Source organism: Aurantiacibacter xanthus (assembly GCF_003584015.1).
GTDB lineage: Bacteria > Pseudomonadota > Alphaproteobacteria > Sphingomonadales > Sphingomonadaceae > Alteraurantiacibacter > Alteraurantiacibacter xanthus.
In genome coordinates, this window is sequence record NZ_QXFM01000120.1 from 18,237 (window position 1) to 41,152 (window position 22,916).

General features: G+C 62.3%; 20 protein-coding genes, 3 pseudogenes and 1 other annotated feature. Of the genes and pseudogenes, 6 read left to right on the forward strand and 17 right to left on the reverse strand.

The window, feature by feature from the left end:
- The 4 genes and pseudogenes from D2V17_RS15760 to D2V17_RS15775 all read left to right on the forward strand — a co-directional run bounded on the left by D2V17_RS15760 (nt 1) and on the right by D2V17_RS15775 (nt 3,126).
- Entirely contained in the window at nt 1-1,344 is a 1,344-nt protein-coding gene (locus D2V17_RS15760; protein WP_119593818.1) for an aromatic ring-hydroxylating oxygenase subunit alpha, read from the forward strand.
- The gene (locus tag D2V17_RS15765) at nt 1,341-1,835 is read left to right on the forward strand and encodes an aromatic-ring-hydroxylating dioxygenase subunit beta (RefSeq protein ID WP_119593820.1); all 495 of its coding nucleotides are present in this window, start codon (nt 1,341-1,343) and stop codon (nt 1,833-1,835) included. Before D2V17_RS15760 ends, D2V17_RS15765 begins: the two co-directional genes overlap by 4 nt.
- Before the next feature lie 11 nt (nt 1,836-1,846).
- Nucleotides 1,847-2,803: a ketopantoate reductase family protein gene (locus tag D2V17_RS15770; protein WP_119593822.1), complete on the forward strand. Its 957-nt coding sequence runs from the start codon at nt 1,847-1,849 to the stop codon at nt 2,801-2,803.
- A 9-nt stretch (nt 2,804-2,812) separates the two neighbouring features.
- Nucleotides 2,813-3,126: pseudogene (locus tag D2V17_RS15775) on the forward strand (2Fe-2S iron-sulfur cluster-binding protein).
- A gap of 57 nt (nt 3,127-3,183) precedes the next feature.
- Here D2V17_RS15775 and D2V17_RS21825 read toward each other — a convergent pair.
- The 6 genes and pseudogenes from D2V17_RS21825 to D2V17_RS15800 form a co-directional block, all read right to left on the reverse strand.
- Nucleotides 3,184-3,405 (reverse strand): annotated as a pseudogene (locus tag D2V17_RS21825) (IS3 family transposase); the annotation flags it as partial.
- Between the two features lie 23 nt (nt 3,406-3,428).
- Nucleotides 3,429-3,659, reverse strand: a pseudogene (locus D2V17_RS21830) (transposase); the annotation flags it as partial.
- Nucleotides 3,660-3,771: 112 nt separating this feature from the next.
- Entirely contained in the window at nt 3,772-4,605 is an 834-nt protein-coding gene (locus D2V17_RS15785; RefSeq protein ID WP_245978749.1) for an energy transducer TonB family protein, read from the reverse strand.
- A gap of 17 nt (nt 4,606-4,622) precedes the next feature.
- Complete coding sequence (locus tag D2V17_RS15790; protein ID WP_342767849.1) at nt 4,623-4,973, reverse strand: YbaN family protein; 351 nt, start codon at nt 4,971-4,973, stop codon at nt 4,623-4,625.
- A gap of 79 nt (nt 4,974-5,052) precedes the next feature.
- Entirely contained in the window at nt 5,053-5,646 is a 594-nt protein-coding gene (locus tag D2V17_RS15795; protein ID WP_119593828.1) for a biliverdin-producing heme oxygenase, read from the reverse strand.
- A gap of 79 nt (nt 5,647-5,725) precedes the next feature.
- Nucleotides 5,726-7,066, reverse strand: coding sequence for a surface lipoprotein assembly modifier (locus D2V17_RS15800; protein WP_245978750.1), 1,341 nt, complete (start codon nt 7,064-7,066; stop codon nt 5,726-5,728).
- On the opposite strand from D2V17_RS15800, the gene D2V17_RS21835 reads away from it, so the two are divergent.
- Nucleotides 7,067-7,246: a hypothetical protein gene (locus D2V17_RS21835; RefSeq protein ID WP_245978751.1), complete on the forward strand. Its 180-nt coding sequence runs from the start codon at nt 7,067-7,069 to the stop codon at nt 7,244-7,246. It begins immediately after the preceding gene.
- 77 nt (nt 7,247-7,323) lie between these two features.
- Here the strand turns inward: D2V17_RS21835 and D2V17_RS15805 are convergent, their stop codons facing one another.
- The 4 genes from D2V17_RS15805 to D2V17_RS15820 all read right to left on the reverse strand — a co-directional run bounded on the left by D2V17_RS15805 (nt 7,324) and on the right by D2V17_RS15820 (nt 13,055).
- Nucleotides 7,324-8,097 (reverse strand): Slam-dependent surface lipoprotein, encoded by a 774-nt coding sequence (locus D2V17_RS15805; RefSeq protein WP_119593832.1) that lies wholly within the window; start codon nt 8,095-8,097, stop codon nt 7,324-7,326.
- Between the two features lie 114 nt (nt 8,098-8,211).
- Entirely contained in the window at nt 8,212-11,283 is a 3,072-nt protein-coding gene (locus D2V17_RS15810) for a TonB-dependent receptor (protein ID WP_245978752.1), read from the reverse strand.
- 180 nt (nt 11,284-11,463) lie between these two features.
- A complete protein-coding gene (locus D2V17_RS15815; protein WP_245978753.1) occupies nt 11,464-12,510 on the reverse strand; it encodes a FecR family protein in 1,047 nt (348 codons plus the stop codon).
- A gap of 44 nt (nt 12,511-12,554) precedes the next feature.
- Entirely contained in the window at nt 12,555-13,055 is a 501-nt protein-coding gene (locus D2V17_RS15820) for a sigma-70 family RNA polymerase sigma factor (protein ID WP_245978754.1), read from the reverse strand.
- A gap of 213 nt (nt 13,056-13,268) precedes the next feature.
- On the opposite strand from D2V17_RS15820, the gene D2V17_RS15825 reads away from it, so the two are divergent.
- On the forward strand, nt 13,269-14,495 hold the full coding sequence (locus tag D2V17_RS15825; protein WP_119593838.1) for a TetR family transcriptional regulator: 1,227 nt from the start codon (nt 13,269-13,271) through the stop codon (nt 14,493-14,495).
- Here the strand turns inward: D2V17_RS15825 and D2V17_RS15830 are convergent.
- The 7 genes from D2V17_RS15830 to D2V17_RS15855 all read right to left on the reverse strand — a co-directional run bounded on the left by D2V17_RS15830 (nt 14,479) and on the right by D2V17_RS15855 (nt 22,866).
- Complete coding sequence (locus D2V17_RS15830; protein WP_220474140.1) at nt 14,479-15,687, reverse strand: MFS transporter; 1,209 nt, start codon at nt 15,685-15,687, stop codon at nt 14,479-14,481. The two genes, D2V17_RS15825 and D2V17_RS15830, sit on opposite strands and share 17 nt — an antisense overlap.
- A 113-nt stretch (nt 15,688-15,800) precedes the next feature.
- Complete coding sequence (locus tag D2V17_RS15835) at nt 15,801-17,027, reverse strand: Ca2+-dependent phosphoinositide-specific phospholipase C (RefSeq protein WP_220474141.1); 1,227 nt, start codon at nt 17,025-17,027, stop codon at nt 15,801-15,803.
- A 13-nt stretch (nt 17,028-17,040) separates the two neighbouring features.
- Entirely contained in the window at nt 17,041-19,260 is a 2,220-nt protein-coding gene (locus D2V17_RS15840; protein WP_245978755.1) for a TonB-dependent receptor, read from the reverse strand.
- A gap of 534 nt (nt 19,261-19,794) precedes the next feature.
- On the reverse strand, nt 19,795-20,601 hold the full coding sequence (locus D2V17_RS15845; protein WP_119593846.1) for a DUF349 domain-containing protein: 807 nt from the start codon (nt 20,599-20,601) through the stop codon (nt 19,795-19,797).
- Nucleotides 20,598-21,413: a hypothetical protein gene (locus D2V17_RS15850; RefSeq protein ID WP_119593848.1), complete on the reverse strand. Its 816-nt coding sequence runs from the start codon at nt 21,411-21,413 to the stop codon at nt 20,598-20,600. Before D2V17_RS15850 ends, D2V17_RS15845 begins: the two co-directional genes overlap by 4 nt.
- Nucleotides 21,413-21,544 (reverse strand): hypothetical protein, encoded by a 132-nt coding sequence (locus D2V17_RS21940; protein ID WP_281270592.1) that lies wholly within the window; start codon nt 21,542-21,544, stop codon nt 21,413-21,415. The genes D2V17_RS15850 and D2V17_RS21940 overlap by 1 nt, the downstream gene beginning before the upstream one ends.
- Before the next feature lie 93 nt (nt 21,545-21,637).
- Nucleotides 21,638-22,866 (reverse strand): IS3 family transposase gene (locus D2V17_RS15855; RefSeq protein WP_119592530.1). Its coding sequence is split into 2 segments (ribosomal slippage): nt 21,638-22,578 and nt 22,578-22,866, totalling 1,230 coding nucleotides; the frame shifts between segments, so codons are not numbered across the junction.
- Nucleotides 22,469-22,585 (reverse strand) — a sequence feature (AL1L pseudoknot). (Overlaps the previous gene by 117 nt.)
- Nucleotides 22,867-22,916 lie beyond the last annotated feature (50 nt).

Sequence of the window (22,916 nt, forward strand, 5' to 3'; positions counted from 1 at the left end):
ATGACTCGTTTCGCCCTCAAAGACCTGATTGACGACCGCCCCGAGGACGGCGTGTTCCGCATCAACCGTGCGATGTTCCGCGACGAAGAACTGTTCAACCTCGAGATGCGCCACATTTTCGAAGGTGGCTGGGTGTTCGTCGGCCTCGCGACCCAGGCCGAAAACCCGCACGACTATTTCACCACCTTTATCGGCCGCGTGCCGGTGATCGTCAGCCGCGACGGCGAAGGGACGTTGCGATGCTTCGTCAATGCCTGTCCGCACAAGGGGGTCAGGCTGGTGCAGAAACCTTGCGGTTCGGCGCGCATGCATGTGTGCCCCTACCATTCCTGGACCTTCGACAGCGCGGGCGCGAACAGGAACATCAAGTGGCAGAAGCGCGGTTGCTATGGCGCAGGCTTCGATCAGGAGAACCACGATCTGGCCGCGGTTGCGCAGTTCGGCGAATATCGCGGCTTCCTGTTCGCCAGCCTGAACGCTGACGTCCCCTCGCTGGAGGACTATCTGGGGGAAGCCCGGGCGCTGCTGGACCTCGTGGCCGACAAGAGCCCTGAAGGCGTCGAACTGGTGCCGGGGCGGGTGCGCTTCACCTATCGCGCCAACTGGAAGATGCAGCTCGAAAACTGCTCAGATCAATACCATTTCACTTCCACCCACCCGAGCTACATCCGCATCCTCGAACAGCGCGCCAAGGAGAAGTCGGACGATGTCGTCGAGGCCTCGCTGGGTGCCTCGGACTTCTGGCAGGAAGGTGCCAAGGGCGTGACCGGCGGCACCTTCAGCTTCGATCATGGTCACGTACTCAACTGGGGCGCGATGGGCGTGAGCGCCGCCTCGCCAGATTTCGAACGCGCCGAGGAAATCGCCGGGCGGCTGGGCGAGCCACGGCGCAACTGGATCTTCAACATGCGCAACCTGACGATTTTTCCCAATCTGCAGATCGCCGACAACGCCTCGAGCCAGATGCGCGTGATCCGCCCGCTTGGCCCCAACCTCACCGAGATGCAGACCTGGTGCATCGCCCCGCGCGGCGAGAGCGCCGAGGCCCGCCGCTTCCGCATCCGCCAGTACGAGGATTTCTTCAATCCCACCGGCATGGCGACGCCCGATGACACCGTCTGCTACGAGGAGGCACAGACCGGCATGGCCGAACAGGAGCGTGGCTGGCTACAGGGTCATGCGCGCGGCTTTACGGCCACACAGGACGGCGGAAACCCGTTCTCCGACATGCTCGGCATGACCCCTGCCCGCAATGTCGTCGCCGACGCGCAATTGTGCGATGAAAGCCTGTTCCAGAGCTATTACAAAGCCTGGGCCGAGCGCATGGCCGAGGTGGTGCAATGAGCGCGCTGCAAGCTGAACTCGCGCACCTGCTCTCGCATGAAGCACGGTTGCTCGACGAATCGCGCTTCGCCGAGTGGATCGATCTCTACACGCCCGATTGCCTCTACTGGATGCCCGCCTGGCGCGAGGACGGCACGCTGACGCAAGACCCGGACACCGAGCTGTCGATGATCTTCTACCGTGGTCGACGCAATCTGGAGGACCGTGTCAAGCGTCTGAACTCGGGTCATTCGGTGGCGTCCAACGCCATGACGCGCGTCACGCACATGGTCACCAACGTCATCCTCGACGAGGACGATAACGCCACGGCGCGCACCCGCGCGGCCTTCCTCGTCAACGTCTACGACGCGCGCACCAGCCTGACGCACAACTTCTTCGGCAGCTACCGCCACGCCTTCCGCCGCGATGGCGAAGCGTGGAAAATCAGCGAGAAGATCATCCACCTCCAGAACGAGGTGATCCCCACCATGCTCGACATTTACTCGATCTAGGAGACACGCGAATGCCGGAACACGACGTGGCGCAGCGCATCGTCATCGTCGGCGCGGGAGCCATGGGCTGCCTGTTCGCCGCCCGCCTCGCGCTTGCCGGCAACGACGTCACGCTGGTGGATATCGATCAGGCGCGCATCGCCACCATCAACGAACGCGGCCTGGTGCTTAAGGACGAAGCGGGAACGCGGCCGGTCGCGCTCCGGGCGGCCACCGCCGATGCGGTCTCAGGTCCGGTCGATCTCGTGATCGTCTTCACCAAGGGCAATCATACCGCCGCTGCGATATCCAGCGTCGCCCATCTGGCCGTCGGCGCACCGCTGGCGCTCTCGCTGCAGAACGGCCTCGGCAACGCCGAAATCATCGCGGAGACCTTCGGAACCGAGCGCACTCTGTTTGGCACAGCGCATATCCCAGCTGATCTTTCACCGCCCAATGTGGTGAGCACGCACGCCCCCAATTCGCTCGCCCTCGGCGGCAGCGGCGAGGTTGCGACGGCGCACGCCAGGGACGTTGCTGCTCTGTTGGCCAATGCCGGATTCGAAGCCAGTGCCTCTGGTGATATCCGTCGCACCGTCTGGGAAAAACTCGCCTTCAACGCCGCACTCAACGCCCCGGCGATGATCGCCCAAAAGACCAATGGCGGGCTCGACAACGCGCCCGGCCTGCGCATTGCCCGCGGCGTCATCAGCGAAGCCGTGGCAGTGGCCCAAAGTCAGGGCATCGCGCTCGACGCGGTGAAGATCGACGCCGCAGTCTGCTCGGCACTCAAGGACCATGCCGGCCACAAAGCATCGATGTTCCAGGACCGCGAGGCCGGTCGCAAGAGCGAGATCGCGATGATCAACGGCGCCATCGTCCGTGAGGGTGAACGCGCCGGCATCGCCACTCCGGTTTGTTCGACGCTCGCCGATCTCGTGCACCTGATCGAAGACCAGCCAGCGCCAGCCCGCAAGGATGGCGTCTAGACACTCCGCATCGAGGTCACCACGCGCGCTGGCCCAAAGCAGCGCATCGAGGCAGCGCCCGGCCTCACGCTGATGGAAGCCATCCGCGATGCCGGGATCGACGAGCTTCTCGCGCTGTCCGGCGGCGGCTGTTCATGCGCGACCTGCCACGTCCATATCGATCCCGCCTTCGCCGACCGACTTCCGCCGATGAGCGAGGACGAGGACGACCTGCTCGACAGCTCCGACAACCGCGACTCTACTCTCGCCTGTCGTGCCAAATCCCACTCACCGACGCGCTTGACGGCCTCGCGGTGCATATCGGCTTCGAGTTCGATATTTGAACGGTGAACTTCGCGCTGCAACTGAGTAGCCCCCGGGATTGCCGGAGTCCAGTTTCATCAAATTATGCGGCCATTGGGGGTGTCGTCCAGTATGGTGTAGTATCGTGGTTCAGCTTCGGCAGGCGGGATATTGCCGATGGGCGCGAGCAGGCAGCGGTTGTTGAACCAATCGACCCATTCGAGCATGGCGTGTTCCACGGCCTCGAACGATCGCCATGGTCCGCATCGGTGGATCACCTCGGCCTTGTAGAGTCCGTTGATGGTTTCGGCCAAGGCCCCTTCGACAAGCTCAGGACTGGCATGCGCAGGATCTCGTTGGCCTGCCGCAACTCCCGGCTCTCGCGTTCCAAGGCCTTCAACTTGTCTGCCACCTCGCTCGGCACACCGGCACGCTTGCCGCTGTTCACTTCGGCTTTCTTCACCCACTCCAGCAACGTGTGCCCTGAATAGCCAATCTTGGCCGCAATGGATGTGATCGCTGCCCCACGGGATGGATGGTCGCCTTCATGCTCCGGAACCATGCGGACTGCCATAGGATTTGCCGGGAATACTTGTTAAGATTGGGTGTTAACGAATGCAGCCAAGAGGCAGCTGGCGCCGCGGATTGGGTCACTGCTTCTTCCTTACCAAATGGCTTGGGTCAGTTCATCGCCGTGACCCCAGATAGAACTCGACCGGGATCGTGAGTTCGACTTCGTCGGGCATGTCCGTGGGAATCCCTGGCAAAGGTTCTGCCCGTTTCAATGTATCGAGAGCAGCCTGATCCAATGTCGTGAAGCCTGAACCGTTCACCACCGACGCGGTGAGGACGGAGCCAGCCCGGTTCATTCGGAAACGGATCTGCACCGTGCCTTGCTGGCGAGCGACGCGGGCTCGTGCGGGAAAGCGGCGATAGTGTTCCAGATGCGCCAGCAACCGTGCTTCCCAGGTCTGCCTGGCATCGCTGGAAAGACTGGCCGCGGCAGGCGCTGCAACACTCTTTGGGGCTGTGGTTTCGGGAGCGGGCGGACCGGGGACGATCACCGCTTCCACTGGCTCGCGGATTTCGTGCATCACCGTCGTGGTCTGGGGAAACTGTACCATGGGCGGCGGCGGCGCAATTTCGGGCTCTGGCCTGGGACGATCTTCCTGTCGTTCAACCTGCTCTGGACCAGTGGCAACCTCGCGAGGCGGCTCCGGAGGCGCTGCGAGAGGCTGCAATTCCACGACCAGCGGAGCGGACGGCACAACGACCGTCGGATACACAACCTGCCACGTAAACAGTGCACATCCCAACGCAAGAGCGCCAACCGCGGCTGTGCCGGTGATCCCAAACAGCCGTGTCCGCCAGTCCATTGCCTGATCGCAATAGCGGCTGGAATGTCGAGGAATGGGATCGGGAGCCGGCGGGGCATCATCGTCGGCTCCGACGTGCCCGTCATAGCGGCATGAGATCATGGCGATATTGCCCGCAAACGGGCCGCCGCCATCTTCCGTCACTCGCAGTGAACCGTCCCTCATGCCTTGTCTTCCGGCACGGGACGGCGAATGATCCATATGGCGCTCGCCAGCATCCCCACCGCCACCGCGAGGGCAAAGCCCAGTCCCGGCTGTACGTGGAGCCAGAAAAGCCCGTATCCGGCCATCATGCCGATACAAGCCGCAATCTTGGCGTGTCGCGGAACAGCGCCCGTCGCCCGCCACGCGCGAAGGCTGGGGCCGAAGCGCGGGTGATTCAGAAGCCACGCTTCCAACCGAGGTGAAGACCTCGCGAAACAGGGCAGCGCCAGCAACATGAAATCCGTGGTGGGGAGGAGCGGCACGAAGATGCCGACAAATCCCACAGCCACCAGCAACAGCCCAAGCACCAGCCAGCCGGATCGGGCTACGCGCCCGCGGCGAAGCAGAGCCTCGGCCGCGGGCTCTGTACCGGGGTCAGCCCCAGGCTCAGCCAATGCGGGCATCGACCAGCGCCTGTACCCGCGCGAATGCGGCATTCGCGCCTGCTACGACGCACGCTTCCTCCTCGGCAGACAGTTCCGCCGCATCGAGAGCGGCAATGAACGCGCGCCAGTGCGCGGCAGGCCCCTCGGTGGCAGGCGCGAGATGCCGTGCGCCATATTCGTCGGAAAGCCCGATCTTTGCCGCTTCCTTGCGCAGCAGGGCCGCGCCCATGTTCGAGCCTTCGGCCACATAGAGCCAACCCAGCGCCGCCGGAATGTCTATGGCACTGGTCTGCATAAACGCCGCTGGGGCTTCGTCATGAGGAAAGGGCAGGCCCAGGTCCGTAAGGTCGGCGGCGATCAGCGGCAGGCGCCGCCGTTCCATCAGGCCGGGCAGAAGGACCTGCAAGGCCGTATTGTCATACAGCGCGTCGATGTCCCGATGAAACAGATACTGGACCGTGACGAAGCGGCCATAGCCTTCGACGGTCGCGAAGGAAGCGGCCGCCATGATCGATTTGTCGAGCCGGTCATGGGTTTCGCGGGTCAGCGCCTTCAAACGCTTGGCGCGGGAAGGTTCGAGAATATCGGTCGTCATAGATGCTCCTGTTGAATTGAAAGAAGAAGGGTCGGGTCGAGCGGTCCGAGGGCGGGATCCGGGGCCAGGCTGGCGAACGCTAGAAGGCATAGTCCATCCTCACCGCCAGGCTGGTTTTCCGATAGGAGTAGAGCCAGTCGACGGTGCTGCTGACCCGGCTGTGCTGGACAAGAAGGCTGGGCGTCAGGCCGGCAAAACGCAGCGCCGGAAACCGGACGTTGGCGACATAATTCTGTTCGCGATCGCGGCGTCTGGCCTCCAGCAGGTCGCTGTAGGCGCGATAATCGCGCTGCCGCAGCGAAGCGAAGGCGAGCAGGCCGACGGCCTGTCCGAACTGCTTGTTCAGGCCCAGCCGCAAGCCATATTGGCGGTAGGCATTGACCGGATCATCCGCGTCCTTGGCGGCGAAGTCTGGCCCAGCGAACACTGCCCAGCCATACGGAAGCACTTTCCAGCCAGTCAGCAGCACCTCGGTCAGTGCACCGTCGTGATCCTGATAGGACGGCAGGCGATAGGTGAACCAGCGACGGCTGGCCTCAATCCGGATCGCGGTCGTCGCGGAAGGATTGATCATCGTTTCCGCCCGGACGCCAACGGCATCGTAAAGGACATCCGACCCGAGCGACCCTATGTCGAACGTCGGCGACAGGGTGAAACTGGCCCGGGCGGTGCGGTAATCGTAGCCCAGCTGCGTCGTCAGCGTGGTCTGGCTGTACCGGCCATGGCCCGGATAGATATCACCGTAGAACAGTGCGCGCCCGGTAATGCCGCTGTGTCCACTAAGCGGCATTCGGCGGCTGATGCTGCTCTCGAAGTTGATGCCCGTCGCCTGAACCGGATCCGGCACCTTGCGGTCGATGAGGCAGGTGCCGTCTTCTCCTGCGAGCAGGCAGGTGTAGCTGGCCGAAGACTCGTTGAGATTGCTGCTGTAGCCCGGCCCCAAGGCGATCGAGCCCTGCCAGCCGCGCCGCTTGGCGAGAGCTTGCGTAAAACTGTCAATGGTCCGAAGGACACCTGTCGCCCTTTCGCCGTCATTCGAAAGGGCAGCGTATGCGGTTTCGAACAGGCGGAGCGCTTCGCGATCCTTGTGGTTCTCGAACAGCACGCGCGCCAGCTCAAGCTGGCCGGGTACAAAATCGGGCTGAAGGCCAAGAAGTGTCCGGTATTGTCGTTCTGCTTCAGCCAACTTGCCGGAAGTCAGCGCCAATGCCCCCTGCGCATAAGCGACAAGCATCGGGTCACGATCTTCGAACGCCAGATAGGCGTTGAGGAAGCGCCGCACGTCTGGCCATTGCTTGCGTGTAATGGCGACATAGAGCGCCTCACCAACCTCGCTGACCCTGTTGGCGACCGCGTATGTCTTGCCATCGATCTCTATAGTCGATGGAACGCCGTCCAGATCTTCGGCATCCTTCAGCAATTGCCGTTCGACCTCGGCATTCTGATTATCCAGGCTCTGGTCGAGGCGCAGCCGGGTATCGGCATTGCCCGAAGTCTGCGCGGCTGCGGTGCCTGCAAAGGTGCTAGCCATGGCAAGGCTCCAGGCAAGCGGGTACAGAAATCGGGCACGATAAGTCGTCACGAGATGCGGGAGCCCTGATGGGGGAAAGGGGAATGGCCGGGAAACAGAGGCGCCATGCGGCCCCCCTGTCCCGTTGCCGTCTCGGCTGCGAAGGTTCAGTTCTTCGTGCCACCGAACGCGGTGTTGTATTGGCGCCCGGAAGAGAAGCTCACGATGCCGGCCAGCGCGGCCGCGTTCGCGCCGAAGAAGCGGCCACTGACCGTGCCACTCGACGCAACCGTGCTACCCGACTGCGTCGCTGTCGCCCCGGTGCCCGCGAAGTTGGTGCCAGCGATCGTCGCCGTGCCGATGTTGACGGCATAACCCGAACCGGAATTGGCGATGCTGCCGGACAGCGTCCCCGAGGTGCCCGATCCGAAGTTGGCGGTGAAGGTGCCGGTCAGCAGACCCTTGTTGGCATAATCGCTGACGCCCTTGACCGAATAGGTCGCTGAACCGCTGGTCGGAACAGTGGTGGTGCCGCCGTCATCACCGGCGTAATAAACGGTGTGCGTACCGTCGCTGACACTCGACGTCTGCGACCATTCGCCAAAGTAGAGATTGGCGCTGCCGACCTTGGCGAAATGAAAGACGCCAAGATTGCTGTGATCGGTGGGAACGCTGGTCCCGGCATTGATGGTGCTGACTCCATCGCCATCCGTTCCAGCCGAGGATCGGAGACCTTGGAAATCCACGATCACACCGGGCATGGCTGGAACACCGATACCGGGTCGGCCGGCCACATGTGGTCCCGCATTGAGGTTGCTGGTTGCGATCGTGACTTCGCTGGTATCGCTGGAAGCTCCATATATGCCGGCATGGGCAGTCCCGGCGAAGGAAGCCGATGCGACAAGCGCAATGGCAATCCGGTTGAGGTTCGAGAGTTTCATGCTAATTCTCCTACGTTCGAGTTGCCTGTAAACAGGCGCTTGCATCCAGGGTTCGCCGCCGTTTCCCAGCCGTTGCAAGGATCGGGAAATGGTGGCGTCCCTGAATTTCCATGTTCAGAATCGCCCTGTGAGACTGAGACGAACCGTGCGCCCCGGCGCTGGGGTCAGTGAGCGGCTGAGCGGATCGAGATAGTACCGGTCGGTCAGATTGGTTCCGACCAGCTCGGCCGTGAAGCGATCGTTGAGGCGGAACGTCGCGTAGGCGTCGAGAGTGACGATTTCGTCCCATTTGTAGGGCACATTGAGTGCGTAACCGCCGATACGATCCGCGATGGGGCCGCCTATGAACTCGTCGAGCTGGGGATTGTCGTAGGCGCTGTACCAGATCAGCCGCCCGCCAATTTCGAGCCGGCGATCAAGGAAGCGGCCGCCAACCGACCAGTTGATGGTGTCTTCGGGGGTGGCCTGGGTCAGCAGATAGCTGGAGACGAAACCATATTTGACGCAGTCCGGCACCCGGCCACGCGAGGGGTCCTTGAGGATCGCGAAGCTCGCATCGCATGCACTGTTCCTGAGCATGTGGGCGGCGCCGATTTCGGTAAAGAAGCGACCGTTGTCGAAGCGCGCCTGCAGTTCCAGCCCTTCGATCACCTGCTTTTCAAGGTTGAAGAACATGAGCTGTGTCGACCGCTCGATCACATCCCTGGTCGTATTGCGATACCAGGTCAGCTTCAGGTCGGCATGTTGCCCCGCACCTAAACCGAAAAAGTCCCGGAGGTCCTGAACATAGGCCGCCTCCCAGGAATAGATGTGTTCGGGCTGCAACGTTTCGAGCGGGTTGATCGATGCCGAAAAACCGATCGTGCTCTCAAACATGCTCGGAAAGCGGTAAGCTTCGGCATAGCGCAGATGGGCGCGGCTGCTGCCGGAAAGGTAGGCGGTCGCGGATACCATCGGCGCCCAGCCATGGCCGGACTTTCGCTTCGACTCAGTGGTCGCCACGATCGACTGCGAATTGATCGAAACGGAGCACGAATCCGCGATATAGTTGGCGATGCCGCTCAGGAAGCCGTTGACGCAGATGTTGTCAGCGCGATGATATTTGCCTTGTGCGTCGGCTTGCCACAACGGACCTGACTGGGTGGTGGTGAATGGGTAGGGATTTGCGGCATAGGCCTGCGTGTCGGCATCGGCGAAGATTGCCGCCAGATCGGACGGCAGGCCGACACCTTCCCAGAACGCGATCTGCTGCTTGCGATAGGCATCGACGCCGAACTCTTCGGTCTGGTAGCTCGTCCTGTATTCCGAGGTCACGACATTGTTGATCGATCCACCTCGAATGCCGATCAATTCCTCCAGAAAGTCGTCATGCGCCAGGTATCCCGAATAGGTGAGGCCGGCATTGACCTTGAGGAAGCTGGTCGGTCGCCATTCGCCTTTCAGGCTGATCCGATATTCCTCTCTCCAGCCCGCACGGGGATATTGACGCCAGCCATTGGCGATAGCATCGCTATACTCGTCATCTGACCGCAGCTTTTCGTGGCTCCAGTTTCCTTCCAGCAGCAGATCAAGTTGTGATGACAGCATCATCTGATTGCTTGCCGTCAGACCGAAGCGATTGTTCCTCGCATTGCCGAGTGCCGTATTGGTGATGACCGGGTCGTCGCCCGATGCCGCATTGGGAAAGCCGCCGGCGCTGTAGGTATCACTGACGGTATGGGTTGCCCACAATTGGGCTTTCAAATCGATCCACGGGCTTTCCGGCTGCCATCTGTACTCGGCGTTGTAGGCTTGGGCATGAACCTTGCTGAGCGGCCACTGGATGTTACCAAACCCGGATGAGGAGATGATCCGCGAGGGAATGATCTCACCATATTTCGAGCGGCTGTCGCGAAAGCCGAGCTGCAAATACTGATCGTCGGCGATGCGCCAGGTGCCCTTGATCAACCAGGACTCCAACTCGCTCGACGTATTCGGCACCTCATTGCCAGGTTTGTAATTGACCCCAAGCATTCGAACGAAAGTGTCCGGCGCCAATTCAAGATCGTCCTGCGAATAATAATCAGCGTTGTGTTCACCGGAGAAATAGTTGCCCCGTTTGCGCCAGGCATAGGCGCCGAACAGATCGAAGTCACCCATACGCCCCGCGACCGCTATGCGAGCCGCCTGATCACCCAGCGAGAGGAATTCGTTGTCGCCCGCCGTGCGCGGCGTGATCCTGAGTGTGGGATCGGCGTAAGGGAAATTGGGCAGCCCCGGCGTGCCCGGCGTTCCTGGAAACCCCTCTACGGTACGATAGTCCTGCCCCGTCAGCAGTGTGGGCAGGCGCGGTGAGGTGGAATTATTGCCGCCCTCCAGCTTCAGTTCGAAACCAAATGTCTGGTCCGGCTGCAATATATCGTCGGCATCGAGCGTGTTGATGACGACAGCGCCGCCAGTCGAACCGTTGACGTCACGTGTCGAGACCGGACCCTTGAGCACCTGCACGCCCGAGATCAGGCTGGGATCGATATAACTGCGGTTGCTTGCGCCATTATAGCCGCGCCAGACGGTCAGCGCCTGTTCGGTGCCGTCGATGATGACGGGCACGCGCCCCGGCCCCTGGATACCACGGATGCTGGGATCGATGGCCCCGCTGTTGCGCGCGTCTCCGCTGAAGACATTGACCATGCCCTTCAGCACGTCGGCGGGGTTGATGCCCTTGTAACGCTCGACTTCCTCCCTGCCCATGTAGGTGGAGGAAAGATCCTGATCGTAGACGGCATCCTTCTGCCGCTGATCGCGCTCCGCGCCCGTTTCGCCGTTTGACATGGCGCTACCCTCCACGCGCAGGGCGCCCAGCGTGATCGTGTCGTCCCCTGACGGGTTCGACACGGTCAATGTGGATCGCAATGACACGATGTTGCCGTCGATCCGCGCCACAAGGCCCGTGGAGTCCAGCAGGCGAGCCAGCGCCTGCGAAGCCGTCATCGTGCCTTTGACGCCCTGCGAGGAAAGCCCCCTGACCTGATCCGCGTCCACGCTGACTTGAAGGCCTGATTGCCGGCCGAAATCCGCCAGCGCGTCCGCAACCGATTGTGGCGGAATATCGAACGCGAGCGCTCGTTCCGAAGCGACCGCTTGTGCCTGAGCAACCACTGGCGCACTCAAACCACCAAGTGCAGCCGAAGCGAGCAGCGCCCGCACCCAAAGGCGACGCTTGCCACATGCTCGAAAAACACCCCCAGAATTCACCTGACCAATTCCTCTCGGTTAAGATAGAAGTCCGACCAATATCGCTAATGCGAGTCAGTCTTACATTCTTAACGTTGGAACGTCGGTGAATTCCGGAAAAAATGCGCCGGATGAGAAAATGTGAGGCGGCGCCTAGCGGACAGTCACAATCCGCAGCCACGGTGAGACGCGAGAAACCGTGACCCTATGCGCTTCCGCCAATGCCTTCAGCGCAAGATCGGGATCGCGCAGATCATAAATCCCGCTCACATGACGGTCACTCAGCCCTGGGCCTCTGGCGATGATATAGCCTTTGTACCAAGGGCGAAGTTGATCGATCACGTCGCCAACTGGCAGATCATTGACGATAGCAATCCCATCGCGCCAACTCGCCACGCGGTCGGGACGGACGGTGTTCCGTGTGACCACGGTTCCATCCGTCGACACTGACTGGCCAGCCACCAGTTCCACACGATCCGATCGCATCCCGTCCGACGCAGTCACGGCGACACGGCCGCGCTGAACGGCAACATCCGTACCATCGTCCGTTTTGCGCACCGAGAAGGCGGTGCCGAGAACGGTGACGGTGTTGTCCCCGGCTATGACTTTGAATGGATGTGCTTCGTCGTGCGTGACGTCAAACCAGGCTTCGCCGCGCAGCAGTTGCAACCTGCGGCCTGCGGCATCGTTGGAAAAGGCAATTGCCGTGGTGGGCGCCAGTTGCACCATAGTCCCATCGTCAAGCGTCACCTGCCGGAGTTCCCCGGCCCCGGTGATCGCATCGGATTGAAGCTGAAGCGCAACATACGGGACTGCAATCCAGGCAAGGCAGGCGGCCACGGCAAGCGAGGCGAGCGCGCGGGCGGGCGGGACGTTTCGCAACCAGGTGCGTCTGGCCGATCCCGATGCCAGCGAGGATGTGATCCGAGGTGACGGCCCCGCAAGCACTATCAGGTCGGAGACCCTCGCAGTTTCCTCCCAGGCGGCGAGGTGAGCCGGACTGGTCGCGAGCCAATCCATGAATTCCGCGCGTAAGGCATCGTCTTCCGGGGCATCCTCAAGTTGCACCAGCCACGCGGAGGCTTGGCGGCTGAGATCGCCGCCCCGGCTACGATTCTTGTCAGGCCCCGTTTTCATCCCCGCTTCCGCATGCCGTTCTGCACTGCCCCACTGACGAATGTTCTGAATGGCTTCATGCATTGAACGAACGCGACGCCAGGCATTCCGGAAAATTCAGCAGAAGATCAGTCACCGCGCCGCAGAGCCTTCTTGCAATGCTCTACACCATCGATCACCAGTTCCTGCGCCAAGCTTTTCGAGATGCCAAGTTCAGCGGCGATCTCCACCAGCTTCATCTCCTCGAAGCGGTGCATTTCGAAAGCTCGCCGCGTCCGAACAGGCAGTTGCGCCATGGCCTTGCGGAGCAGCGCCAGTTCGTCCTTTGCCTCCAGATGCGCCTGCTGCGAGGGCTCATCGCTCGGTGCCAATACGGCAGCGATGGCCGCGTCCGACGCGAATATCTGACTTTCTCGCGCGCGGCGCCGATGTCGATCCAAAACAAGGTTATGGACGATGCGAAAAAGATAGCCCTTGGGTTCGTCAAGCACGCGCGCAGTGGTCGCTGCTCGGAAGCGCAGCCAGGCTTCCTGCACCACATCCTCAGCTTCAGCCGCGTCCCCCGTGAGTCTCGCCGCGTAACGGACAAGCTCCGCCTGAGCTGCGACGAAGACCTGGAGGGAATCCATCCTGGACACCCGCACCGGCTCCCCCTGTTGATCAATGATAGCCGACGAGACACGTAGCACTTCACTTATTGCGAACCAATCGCAAATTCCGCATTGTTCATCAAATCGGTTGTGTCAGCCGGCTGAAGAGACGCCAGAGCTGCCCGTTGACAAAGCGCCTATCCGACAGATTAATGCATTGAGAAGTGCTGTCGACGCGCTCAAGAGATCGGAATGTCCAAGCCTCTCGCTTTGCCCTTCATACCGGTTGCTCGATCGCGCATCGCAGATCACGGCATTCGCGGCCTCAGCATGCGCACCGTCGCACAGGGCGCGGGCAGTTCGGTGGGTTCGCTCAACCATCATATCGGGGACAAGGCGGCCCTTATCGGCAGGCTGATCGAGGAGGAGCGGAAGGAGCGGCGCGACCTCCTCGATCGATGGCGGGAGCGCACCGCGCAGCTCGACCTGGCCGATCCGCAAGTCCTGGCGACTGTGATCGCGGCGTATCTGGAGGAAGCTGCGGTCGTGCGGCGCGAGGCTGCCATCACCACCTGCGAGTTCCTGGTGGAGGCGATCGTCGATCCGGGCGGGTTCCCGACACTGCCCGGCTTGCTGGATGACGAAGATCACTTCTGGGCCAGACTGCTGGAACGCGATCATCGACAAGGTGCCGACGCTCTGGCACGCGCGATAGCCGCCTATTGTCGCGATGAGTTGCCCTTTTCCATCGCCGCACCTTGCCACACCGACTACCGCTTGCTGCGCGCCGCCACCATCCAGCGTCTGGCCGAGGGCATGGCCGGGCAGGCAAGCGGACTGAGCCGAGGCTTTGCCGCCCTGGTTTCCGCGTGCGGGGAAGGAAACGCTGCCGTGCAGATGCCGTTCGATCTGCCGGAAGGCTCCAAGCGGGCGGAAGTGGCCGACTATGCTGCCAACGTGATGATGCAAATGGGGGCAGCGGGGATCACGCACCGACAGGTCGCTTCGGAAGGCGGCATTCCGCATACCAGCGTCGCTCACTATTTTCCCACTCGTGACGATCTCATGCATGCGGCGATCGGTTCGCTGATCCTGCGGGCGCGACACGAAGTGCGCGGGACCAGCCTTGAGGATACAGACGGCTCTTACGGGCTCACGCTGATCCGCGCGACGCATTCGGTCGCGCTCGCAGCAGCGCGCGATCCGGCCCTGGTCGTATTCGCTCTCGATATGCGTCGCCGCCGGGCCGAAAACGTGCATGCGGTGGTGAGCAAGGCGATCGGCGGCAGCGAGGGGCTCGATCGGGCCGCCGCGCAGACTGCTACCATGATTCTCATTGGTTCCGGCCTCGCCGCCATGACGCGCGGCGGAGCGGGCGGTGGCAAGGTCATCCGGGCGAAAGACCTGGCGCAATTGCGCACCGCCAGCTCGAACGGCGGTGCCTCTCTCGCGGCGCGCGGCGCTAGGCCGGAGGGATAGCCGAAGGCGCGGTGTTGCCGGGCATATGGTGTGTGAGCAGCGCGGCAAGGCCGCAGCCCGCCATGACCGCAACACCGAGCGGCCAGAACGCTGCGGGCTCGATGTCGGCCGACTGCCCCACCGACGCAAGCCAGCCGCCGACAACAAAGCCGGACAGCCCGAGCGCGATCTTGATGCTCATGGTGAACAATCCGAACGCGGCCGCATAACGTGCCGGAGTCTGGCCGCCCTTCCCGCCGATCGTCTCGGACAGTACGGCCCAGCTCAGCATGGCGACACCTCCACCCGGAAGGCTCATGACGCCGAGTGCCGCAAGAACCGTCAGGGGACTGGCCTGCGGAATGAGGGCAAACAGCGGAATGAACATCGCGCTCAGGCCATAGGCGAGTGCGAGGGCACTGCGGCTGCCGATGCTGCGAGCGACCGGCGACCAGAACCAGACGGCCGCCAGACGACCGCAGGTGAGCAATAGCAAGACGCCGGCAGTCAGTTCCGGGCCGCCGAGATCCAGATGCAGCATGGCCTTGCCCGCAGCGGCCAGTCCGGCCAGTCCGACAGCGGAAGCGGCGCAGAACACCACCAACGCGGGGTCGATGAACGATCCTTCGCCCGCCGCCCTCTCGAGGGATTCCCTGACAGCCTCGCGTGCCAACATCGCAGGCAGCGGCAGCATGCATACCATCGCGACCAGACCGACCGCGCCGATCAGCAGCATGACCGAACTCGACCGAACGCCCTCCGCCAACAGCACCGGAAGCGATGCAAATCCCACAACCAGCGCGGCAGCCGCCGAACAGATCGCACGCAGCCGGGCGATGCCCAGATCGCCGTGTTCCAGCGCCAGACGGCGCGTCAGAGCGTTATGCGGCAAGTCCGCCAGACTGAAGCCGGTGCGGAACAGGGCGAGCAGGGCCCCGGCGGCCAGCGGGTCGCCCTGGGGCAGCATTGGCAGCACGGCAAAGCCACCGCCGGCCGCAAGTATCGCCGCTATCGAAAGCGCCGGCAAAATGCGCTGCAGGACCGGCCAGCGAAGGAGCGCACCGCCGAACACCCCGTCGCACACTGCATTCCACAGGGCGCTGGCAAGGAACATTGCCCCTGCCAGCGCCGGCTCGATCTGCAGGAAGCGGACGAGGATGTAGAGCGTAAGCGCATCCTCTCCGGCCCACAGCAGGCTCTTGCCGAAGTGCACGCTGCCATAGGCCGCGGGGCCGGTTTGCCATGAAAGGTGGGACGGCGATAAAGGACTCACGTAGCGCCCCATAGGGCGCGCAGATGACATTCGCGGGAAGCCCCCTCCCCCGCTCAATCGCCAGGACGCGGAGCGATCCGGGCAGGCTCCCCACCGGGCAGTTCGACAATATAGGGCGTTCCGTATGCGTTGCCCGGCTCGATGAAGTCGGTGGAAACGATCTGCGCGCCGGATGCGAACGCGGCGCGCGCCCGCGTCATGTCATCGACCTTCGCCTCCCAGGTTTCGATATCGGCCCGGGTGCGCACCAGATAGCCCTTCGCCACCTGGTCGCGGATCTGGTCGCCGCGGTCGATGGCGTTGTCGTTGAGGATGAAGGCGGCGAAATCCTGCCCGGGAACGGAGTCGAGGAACGCCACACGCTCTCTCAGCCCCGGATGCCCGATCAGGTAATCGGATGCCCCGTTCTTGCCTGTTGCCGTGATCAGCAGAAAGACGAACTTGCCGCGCGCCTGGGCAAGGTCTGGCCATTCGCCGGCCAGCACTGCGTCTTCGAGCCGCGAATGATCGCCGCGCACGTCGTCGGGCGTAATCACATTTTCGCGCCCGATAATGTCGAGGATATCGCGGTCGATCTGATCGTAGGTTGCAGGTGTGAAAGGCGGCACCTGCGCCGAGCCCGGCAGGATGCCGAGGGCCTGAACCTTCGCTTCGAGCATCACGAAGATCGGCACATGGCCCGGATTGTCGGCCGACCACGCTTTCATCTCTGCCAGACACGAGTGGAACGTTGGGCAAGAACTGCGGAAATCGATGTCGGGCATGTGAAGCACTTTGAGCCCGGGCTCTGCCAGAGGCGCCGGGTCGAACGGCGCCAGATCGCTGACACCCTGGGCGCGCAGTATTCTATAGGCTGCCGGGTCGGCATAGGCCCCGCCCTGCGGGTCGGCGTTGAGATCGATCTCGAGGCTGCGCACGCCCCGCTCCAGTTGGTCGGTAAGCGAAGTATAGCGATAGCTCAGCGCCTCACCGATCGTCACATCGTTGGGATGTGCGGTCCGGAATTCCTCCAGAGCCTCGGCGGGTATGCTCGCAGTGATTTTGTGCATGGAGGGGATCCGCTCGTCGAGCATGGCTCGTACGCGAGGGTCGGTCCCCAGCGAATAGCTGTTATGGGTTCCCAGCACCTGTATGCGGTTGATCGGCAGGTCGCCGGGCAATTGAGCGGCTTCGGGCGGCGCATTGGCATCGGTCGGCTCGCTCTCCTGTGCATGGACCGGCGCCAAGGGGCCGATTGCGGCAAGGCACAGCAAGGCTGCGCCAAGGGTGTGGCTGCGCATCATTTCACTCCGATCAGAAATTGAAGTTCACGAACACCCCGGCCGTTCGCCGCGCGCGGGGAGAGGTGTAATGGAGGAGCCCGAGGCCGCCGTAGATCTGCCACCCGGTAGAGAAATAGGTGTCGAACAGATTGCGCGCGTAAATGCCGGCCTCGATCGTGCCCGCCTCGTTCGCCACGCTCAGCCGCGCATTGGCCAGGCCGAAAGAGGGGACGCGGGAGTACTCCGGCTGTCCGACCACGGTCCAGTATTCGCTGCGCCAGGCATAATCGGCATGAGCCAGCAGGCGCCAGCTATCGGAAACCGGTTGGTCCAGATTGGCCGCCAGCGTCGCCGCCCATTCCGGCGCGTTGGGAAGGCGCGTGCCAGTATAGTCGGTCGTCGTGTTATAGACGTAATCGGTGAACTTCGCGTCGGTGTAGCTGCCCGACGCCGTAAGCGAGAGCGAGCGCGTAGGCCGCACGGCTATCGACGTCTCGACGCCCTGACTGCGCAAGCCGCCCGCATTGCCGATCGCGGACACCAGCAGCGTCCCGCCGGCGCCATCGGGGATACGGGTCAGGATCGTCGCCTGAAAGTCGGTGAAGTCGGACCGGAAGAAGTCGATGTTGAACCGCAGCCGCCGGCCAAACCACTCGGATTTGAGACCGACCTCCCAGGCTTTGACGGTCTCGTCCGCATATGGCGCATACTTGTTGCCGACAAACGCAATGCCCGCCGGCTTGTAGCCGGTCGAGAAGGACGCATAGATCATTGCGTTCTCGCCGATCTGATACTCGGGCGCGACGCGCCAAGAGAAATTGTCTCCCTTCGCGGTTCCTTGGCGGAATGCCGGGGGTGCACTGGTGGCGACGAATGTGGGATCGTAGCCCACGATCGGCACCGGATCGGTCTGAATGTAGGACAGCTCCTGCCAGTTTTCGTCATGCGTGTAGCGGCCGCCAAGCGTGAGGCGCAGACGCGATGTCAGGTCGAATTGCAGCTGGCCGAACCCGGCCACCGTCTCGTTCTTCGCATCGAACAGTGAGGTGTTGCCAGCCTCGCCAATCGCGCCGGTCAATGCGTACAATATCGTTGACTTGCCACCCTCTGCAGGAACCGGCGCGCCCAGCGTGGCCCATTGATACTGGGTCTGAACGGCCTGCAAATCATTGTAGAAGAAGCCGATCACGTAGCTGACCGGACGATCGGCGGGCGACGCCAAATGGACTTCCTGGCTGACCTTCTCGGTATCGAGATAGCCCTGATTGAAGGGCACGAACGCATATTGGTCGATCGGCAGAAGATTGGCCGGCGTGGCATTGTCATAACCGGTGCGGCGATAAGCGGTGATGGAGGTCAGCGTGTGCTCGCCCAGGGCGAGTTCCATCTTGCCCGAAAAACCCCACTCCTCGGTTTCAATTTCGCCGAACTGGGAATCGGCCGTATCGGCGCTCTCGGGTCCCGGAACGACGCCCAGTTCCTTGAGCATCTCGGTCACCTGTGGGGGCTGGTCGCGGACCGGCGTGCGCACCGAACTGTCCCAGTGATGTCCGTAGTCACCGGCAAGGGTAAGATTGAAGCTGTCATTGGGTTCGAAATAGAGCTTTGCCCGCCCGCCATATTCGTGAACCGAGCCGACCTTGCGATCGAGCGTGACATTCCGTCCGAAGCCGTCCTCCGCCTGATCGAAGCCCGAGATGCGCAGTGCAACGTTTTCCGCGATCGGAAGGTTCACCGTGGCGTTGAGGATGCGTTCGTTGTGCTCACCCAGAGAGACGCTGCCGCGGAACGAGGTAACGCCGAGGCGCGGCCGGTTGGTGGTGACGGAAATCACCCCGGATGTGGAGTTCTTGCCGAACAGTGTGCCCTGCGGCCCCATGAGCACGTCGACATGGTCGATATCAACCATGCCGATCAACCCGTTGGCGCGCTGCCCATCCATCACCACGTTATCGACGACGACGTTGACGGACTTCGCATTGGAAAAGTCGAACGACGTCGTGCCGACCCCGCGGATCTGGAAAGCCGCTCCCTGCGTGGGGTCGTATTGTACGCCGGGGGCGAGGTACTGCAGATCCGTCACATCCGTATAGCCGGCATTGGCGATGGCCTGGCCGCTGACGGTCTGGATGGCGAGCGGAACATCCTGGCTGTTCTCGGTGCGGCGCTGCGCGGTCACTACGATCTCAGGCAGGGCCGCTTCGCCCTCAGTTTGTTCTGCTGTCTGCGCAGCAGCGCCCGATGCGGTCAAAACGGCGATGCCTCCACAGGACACTGTGGCGAGCAAACGGCTGTACGAACGAAAATGCATGATCCCCCCTTTGAGGCTGCGTGATGAGGGCCTGCTACAGCGGATGCATTTCACAATTAAGACGGATGTACGTATTTTTATTACGGGCAGGATAGCAAGAAAAATCCGTATGTACGGAAATGAGTCTGGGGCAGAGCTTTCCTCTCACGATTCCCTTAAGAAGGCCCGGAACTTGCGGCTGTGGGCTCTGCACCCTTGTCTTCCGGAGCTGGGGCTTGTGACCAACTCAAGCCGATGCCTGACACGCATCAAAGCGGCAGCTTTCCGAATATGACCGAGCTGGATGTCTGGTTTCGCAGCGAAGGGCCCGCGCAGCGGGACAGCCAACCTAACAGCATTGGTGAGCCGCACAGGTTGCCGACACCTTCCGACCAGCCGGCCCTCTAGATGGGGCCCCAGATGCAGAGCATCTGAGCCTGCATCTGCTCAAGATCATGGCGGCGGGCGGTTTTCAGCGCCCGCCTTCCATTTCTTTCAGTCCGGGATGCAATCATCGGTGCAGGAGAAACCACCGCTGAACAATTCGGACAGGTTCGTAGAAAGCTGCCCGGAGAAATTGCCACGCTCGGTGTAGGTGGTGCCCTGATATTGCGTAGGGGAAGTCCGATAAACACCGGAAACCCTGCCCGACCGGGTCGAAACCCCAGCAAATGCGCCTGCCGTCATGAATTCGCTGTTCGGGCCCGTGTTTTCCGTCAGGACGTATGTGCCAGCGATATAACCACTTTCATATTGGCCGATGTAGGTCAGCCTGCCCTCTTCATTCTGGCCGCCGCCCTGAAACCCGAACGAGCGGTTATCGGCAAAAATGCGATGGGCCTGTTCCCACAGACTGTTTTCGACTGCTGCATAGTCTCGGATAACGTCACCGATGCCATCGCGCATGGACGCGAGGCGCATGTCGAAATCATGCATCTCGTGCTGGTTCAGATCTGCATAGTTTCGGGGAGCGGCAAGGCGCTCTGCTTCTGCTGCCTGCCGATTGGCGAGTTCCTGCTGCCTCTGCGCGGCTCTTTCGGCCTGAAAGGCATCGTACTTGTCCCTGATGGCGTCGCCGATTCCGGTGATGCGATCAAGCCAACTGCTTCCTTCGCCGCTGCCGTCATCGGTGCTGCCAATCAGATCGGTGAGCCAGGAACCAGCGAAATTGTAGTTGTCAGGCGCATTGCCCCCTGATCGCTCGTTGTCATCGTAGGTTCCCTGATCCTGAGCGATGACAGGCGAAGCGATCATGGCCGCACAGGATGCAGCAGCCAGCAAGGCGGTAAAACGATTGTTCATCGGGTGGTCTCCACATAGTCCGCGAAGCCCTTGCCGAGCGAAATCGCGCGTTCAAACTGCCATCGGCCATCGGCCAGATTGCGATATTGCGCCGCGAGGCGCGTCTGCCCCCCCGCATCGCCCACGATAACGATGGTACGCTCGGCCGTGGTGGTCGCGGCCAGCAGGTCGACTGCTGCGAGTTCGGCATTGGCGGTGAGCAGACCCGAAACCGTGCTGCGCAGGGCGGCTACATCCAGCGGAGCTTCGTCCGAGCCGATCTGTCCGCCGCTCATCATGCTGACCATGTGTTCGGCCAGCTTTTCTGCGCCGCGAATGTCGTCGGCGTCGTTACCGTATGCGCTGCTGACATCGGAAGCGCAGTTGCCGTCATCGACAAGCGGCTCGCTAATGGCAAAGTTGCGAAGCGTGACATAGCCGTCGGCAGCCATCGCCAAAACGTCGGCCTCGCGTCTGGCTTCAGCGAACCGCACCCAGTGCAGTGGACCGGACGCCTCGCCAACTTCCACCTCACCAGTCAGCGCGCAGCGCGTGACATGATCGTAGGCGAGCACGGAGACCTGCGGAAAAGCCCGGAAAGCCGTGAAGACGCTGGCGGCGCGACGAAAGCGCCTGGCTTGTTCAGCCGGAACGCCAGGCACCTCGTAGGTGAACCGTTCGAAGGAACGCAGCTCTCGCTGCGCATCGCGGGCCTGGCTGCGGCTCCAGCCCGGAATACCCGGAGCACCGTCTTGCGCGGCCAGCGGAGCGGGGATGCCGGCACTCGCCACGAAAGCAAGCCCGGCAAAAAGTGTCGAGACTGATCGGATCATCAGAAGTTCACCTTGAAACTTGGCCCGAAACGGGCATCCCACGAACGATAATTGACGTCGGTCGACCATGTGACGCGCGGCTCGGCCATGATGCCGAGCGACCAGTTGCGACTGCGATAGGTCAGGCTCACCGGCATCGTGGCGATATAGTCGGTGCGTTTGTAATCGAACTCTGCCGGAATGAATGAACCGCCCCGCGATTGCCGGAGGCCATTTGGTTTGAGTTATGCCGCCATCGGGCGTTCGTCCAGCATGGCGTAGTATCGTGCTTCGGCTTCGGCGGGCGGGATGTTGCCGATTGGCTCGAGCAACCGCCTGTTGTTGAACCAACTCACCCATTCGAGCGTGGCATGTTCGACAGCCTCGAACGACCGCCACGGCCCGCGTCGGTGGATCACCTCGGCTTTGTAGAGTCCGTTGATCGTTTCGGCCAAAGCGTTGTCGTAGCTGTCGCCAACGCTGCCCACCGAAGGTTCGATCCCGGCTTCGGCGAGACGCTCGGTGTACTTGATCGAGACGTACTGGCTACCGCGGTCGGAGTGGTGGATAAGACCGCCATGATGGACGGGCCGCCGATGATGGATCGCCTGCTCCAGGGCATCCAGGACGAACCCGGCATGCGCGGTCCGGCTCACTCGCCAGCCCACGATATAGCGGGCGAACACGTCGATCACGAAGGCGACGTAGACGAACCCGGTCCAAGTCGCGACGTACGTAAAGTCCGACACCCACAGCATGTTCGGCGCCGGGGCATGGAACTGCCGGTTGACCTGATCGAGCGGGCAAGGCGCCGCCTTGTCGCTCACCGTCGTCTTCACCGGCTTGCCCCGGATCACGCCCTGCAGACCAAGATCGCGCATCAGCCGCTCGACCGTGCATCGGGCGATGTCGAAGCCTTCGCGCTTCATCTGCCGCCACACCTTCCTTGCACCATAGACGCCGAAGTTCTCGGAGAACACGCGCAGCACCTCGGGCTTCAGGGCCTGATCGCGCTGGGCACGGGCCGACATTCGCGAGGGATCGCGCCGCTGCGCGACACGCTCGTGGTAGGTGGATGGGGCGATCGGCAAAACCCTGCAGATCGGCTCGACCCCGTACTCCTCGCGATGCTCGTCGATGAACCCGCTCATCGCTTCAGTGGGCGGTCGAGCTCCGCCTGGGCAAAATAAGCAGACGCCTTGCGCAGGATCTCGTTGGCCTGGCGCAGCTCGCGGTTCTCGCGTTCCAGCGCCTTGAGCTTGTCAGCCAGCTCGGACGGAACGCCAGCACGCATGCCCTTGTCGACCTCGGACTTCTTCACCCACTCGAGCAGCGTGTAGGCCGAGCAGCCAATCTTGCCGGCAATCGATGTCACCGCGGCCCAGCGCGAGGGATGATCCTTCTCGCTGTCGAGAACCATCCGCACCGCCCGCTCGCGAACCTCGGGTGAAAACTTGTTCGTCGTCTTGCTCATAGACCCTTCCTCTCAGGAGTTGGGGCCTCCGGCAATCGCGGGGCGGTTCA

Bases quoted from the DNA above. Each gene is read 5' to 3' on its own strand.
- D2V17_RS15795 (WP_119593828.1), bottom strand. From the start codon at position 5,646: ATGACGACCGATATTCTCGAACCTTCCCGCGCCAAGCGTTTGAAGGCG.
- D2V17_RS15805 (WP_119593832.1), bottom strand. From the start codon at position 8,097: ATGAAACTCTCGAACCTCAACCGGATTGCCATTGCGCTTGTCGCATCG.
- D2V17_RS15835 (WP_220474141.1), bottom strand. From the start codon at position 17,027: ATGCGCAGCCACACCCTTGGCGCAGCCTTGCTGTGCCTTGCCGCAATC.
- D2V17_RS15765 (WP_119593820.1), top strand. From the start codon at position 1,341: ATGAGCGCGCTGCAAGCTGAACTCGCGCACCTGCTCTCGCATGAAGCA.
- D2V17_RS15760 (WP_119593818.1), top strand. From the start codon at position 1: ATGACTCGTTTCGCCCTCAAAGACCTGATTGACGACCGCCCCGAGGAC.
- D2V17_RS15815 (WP_245978753.1), bottom strand. From the start codon at position 12,510: ATGCATGAAGCCATTCAGAACATTCGTCAGTGGGGCAGTGCAGAACGG.
- D2V17_RS15825 (WP_119593838.1), top strand. From the start codon at position 13,269: ATGTCCAAGCCTCTCGCTTTGCCCTTCATACCGGTTGCTCGATCGCGC.
- D2V17_RS15845 (WP_119593846.1), bottom strand. From the start codon at position 20,601: ATGAACAATCGTTTTACCGCCTTGCTGGCTGCTGCATCCTGTGCGGCC.
- D2V17_RS15850 (WP_119593848.1), bottom strand. From the start codon at position 21,413: ATGATCCGATCAGTCTCGACACTTTTTGCCGGGCTTGCTTTCGTGGCG.
- D2V17_RS15770 (WP_119593822.1), top strand. From the start codon at position 1,847: ATGCCGGAACACGACGTGGCGCAGCGCATCGTCATCGTCGGCGCGGGA.
- D2V17_RS15820 (WP_245978754.1), bottom strand. From the start codon at position 13,055: ATGGATTCCCTCCAGGTCTTCGTCGCAGCTCAGGCGGAGCTTGTCCGT.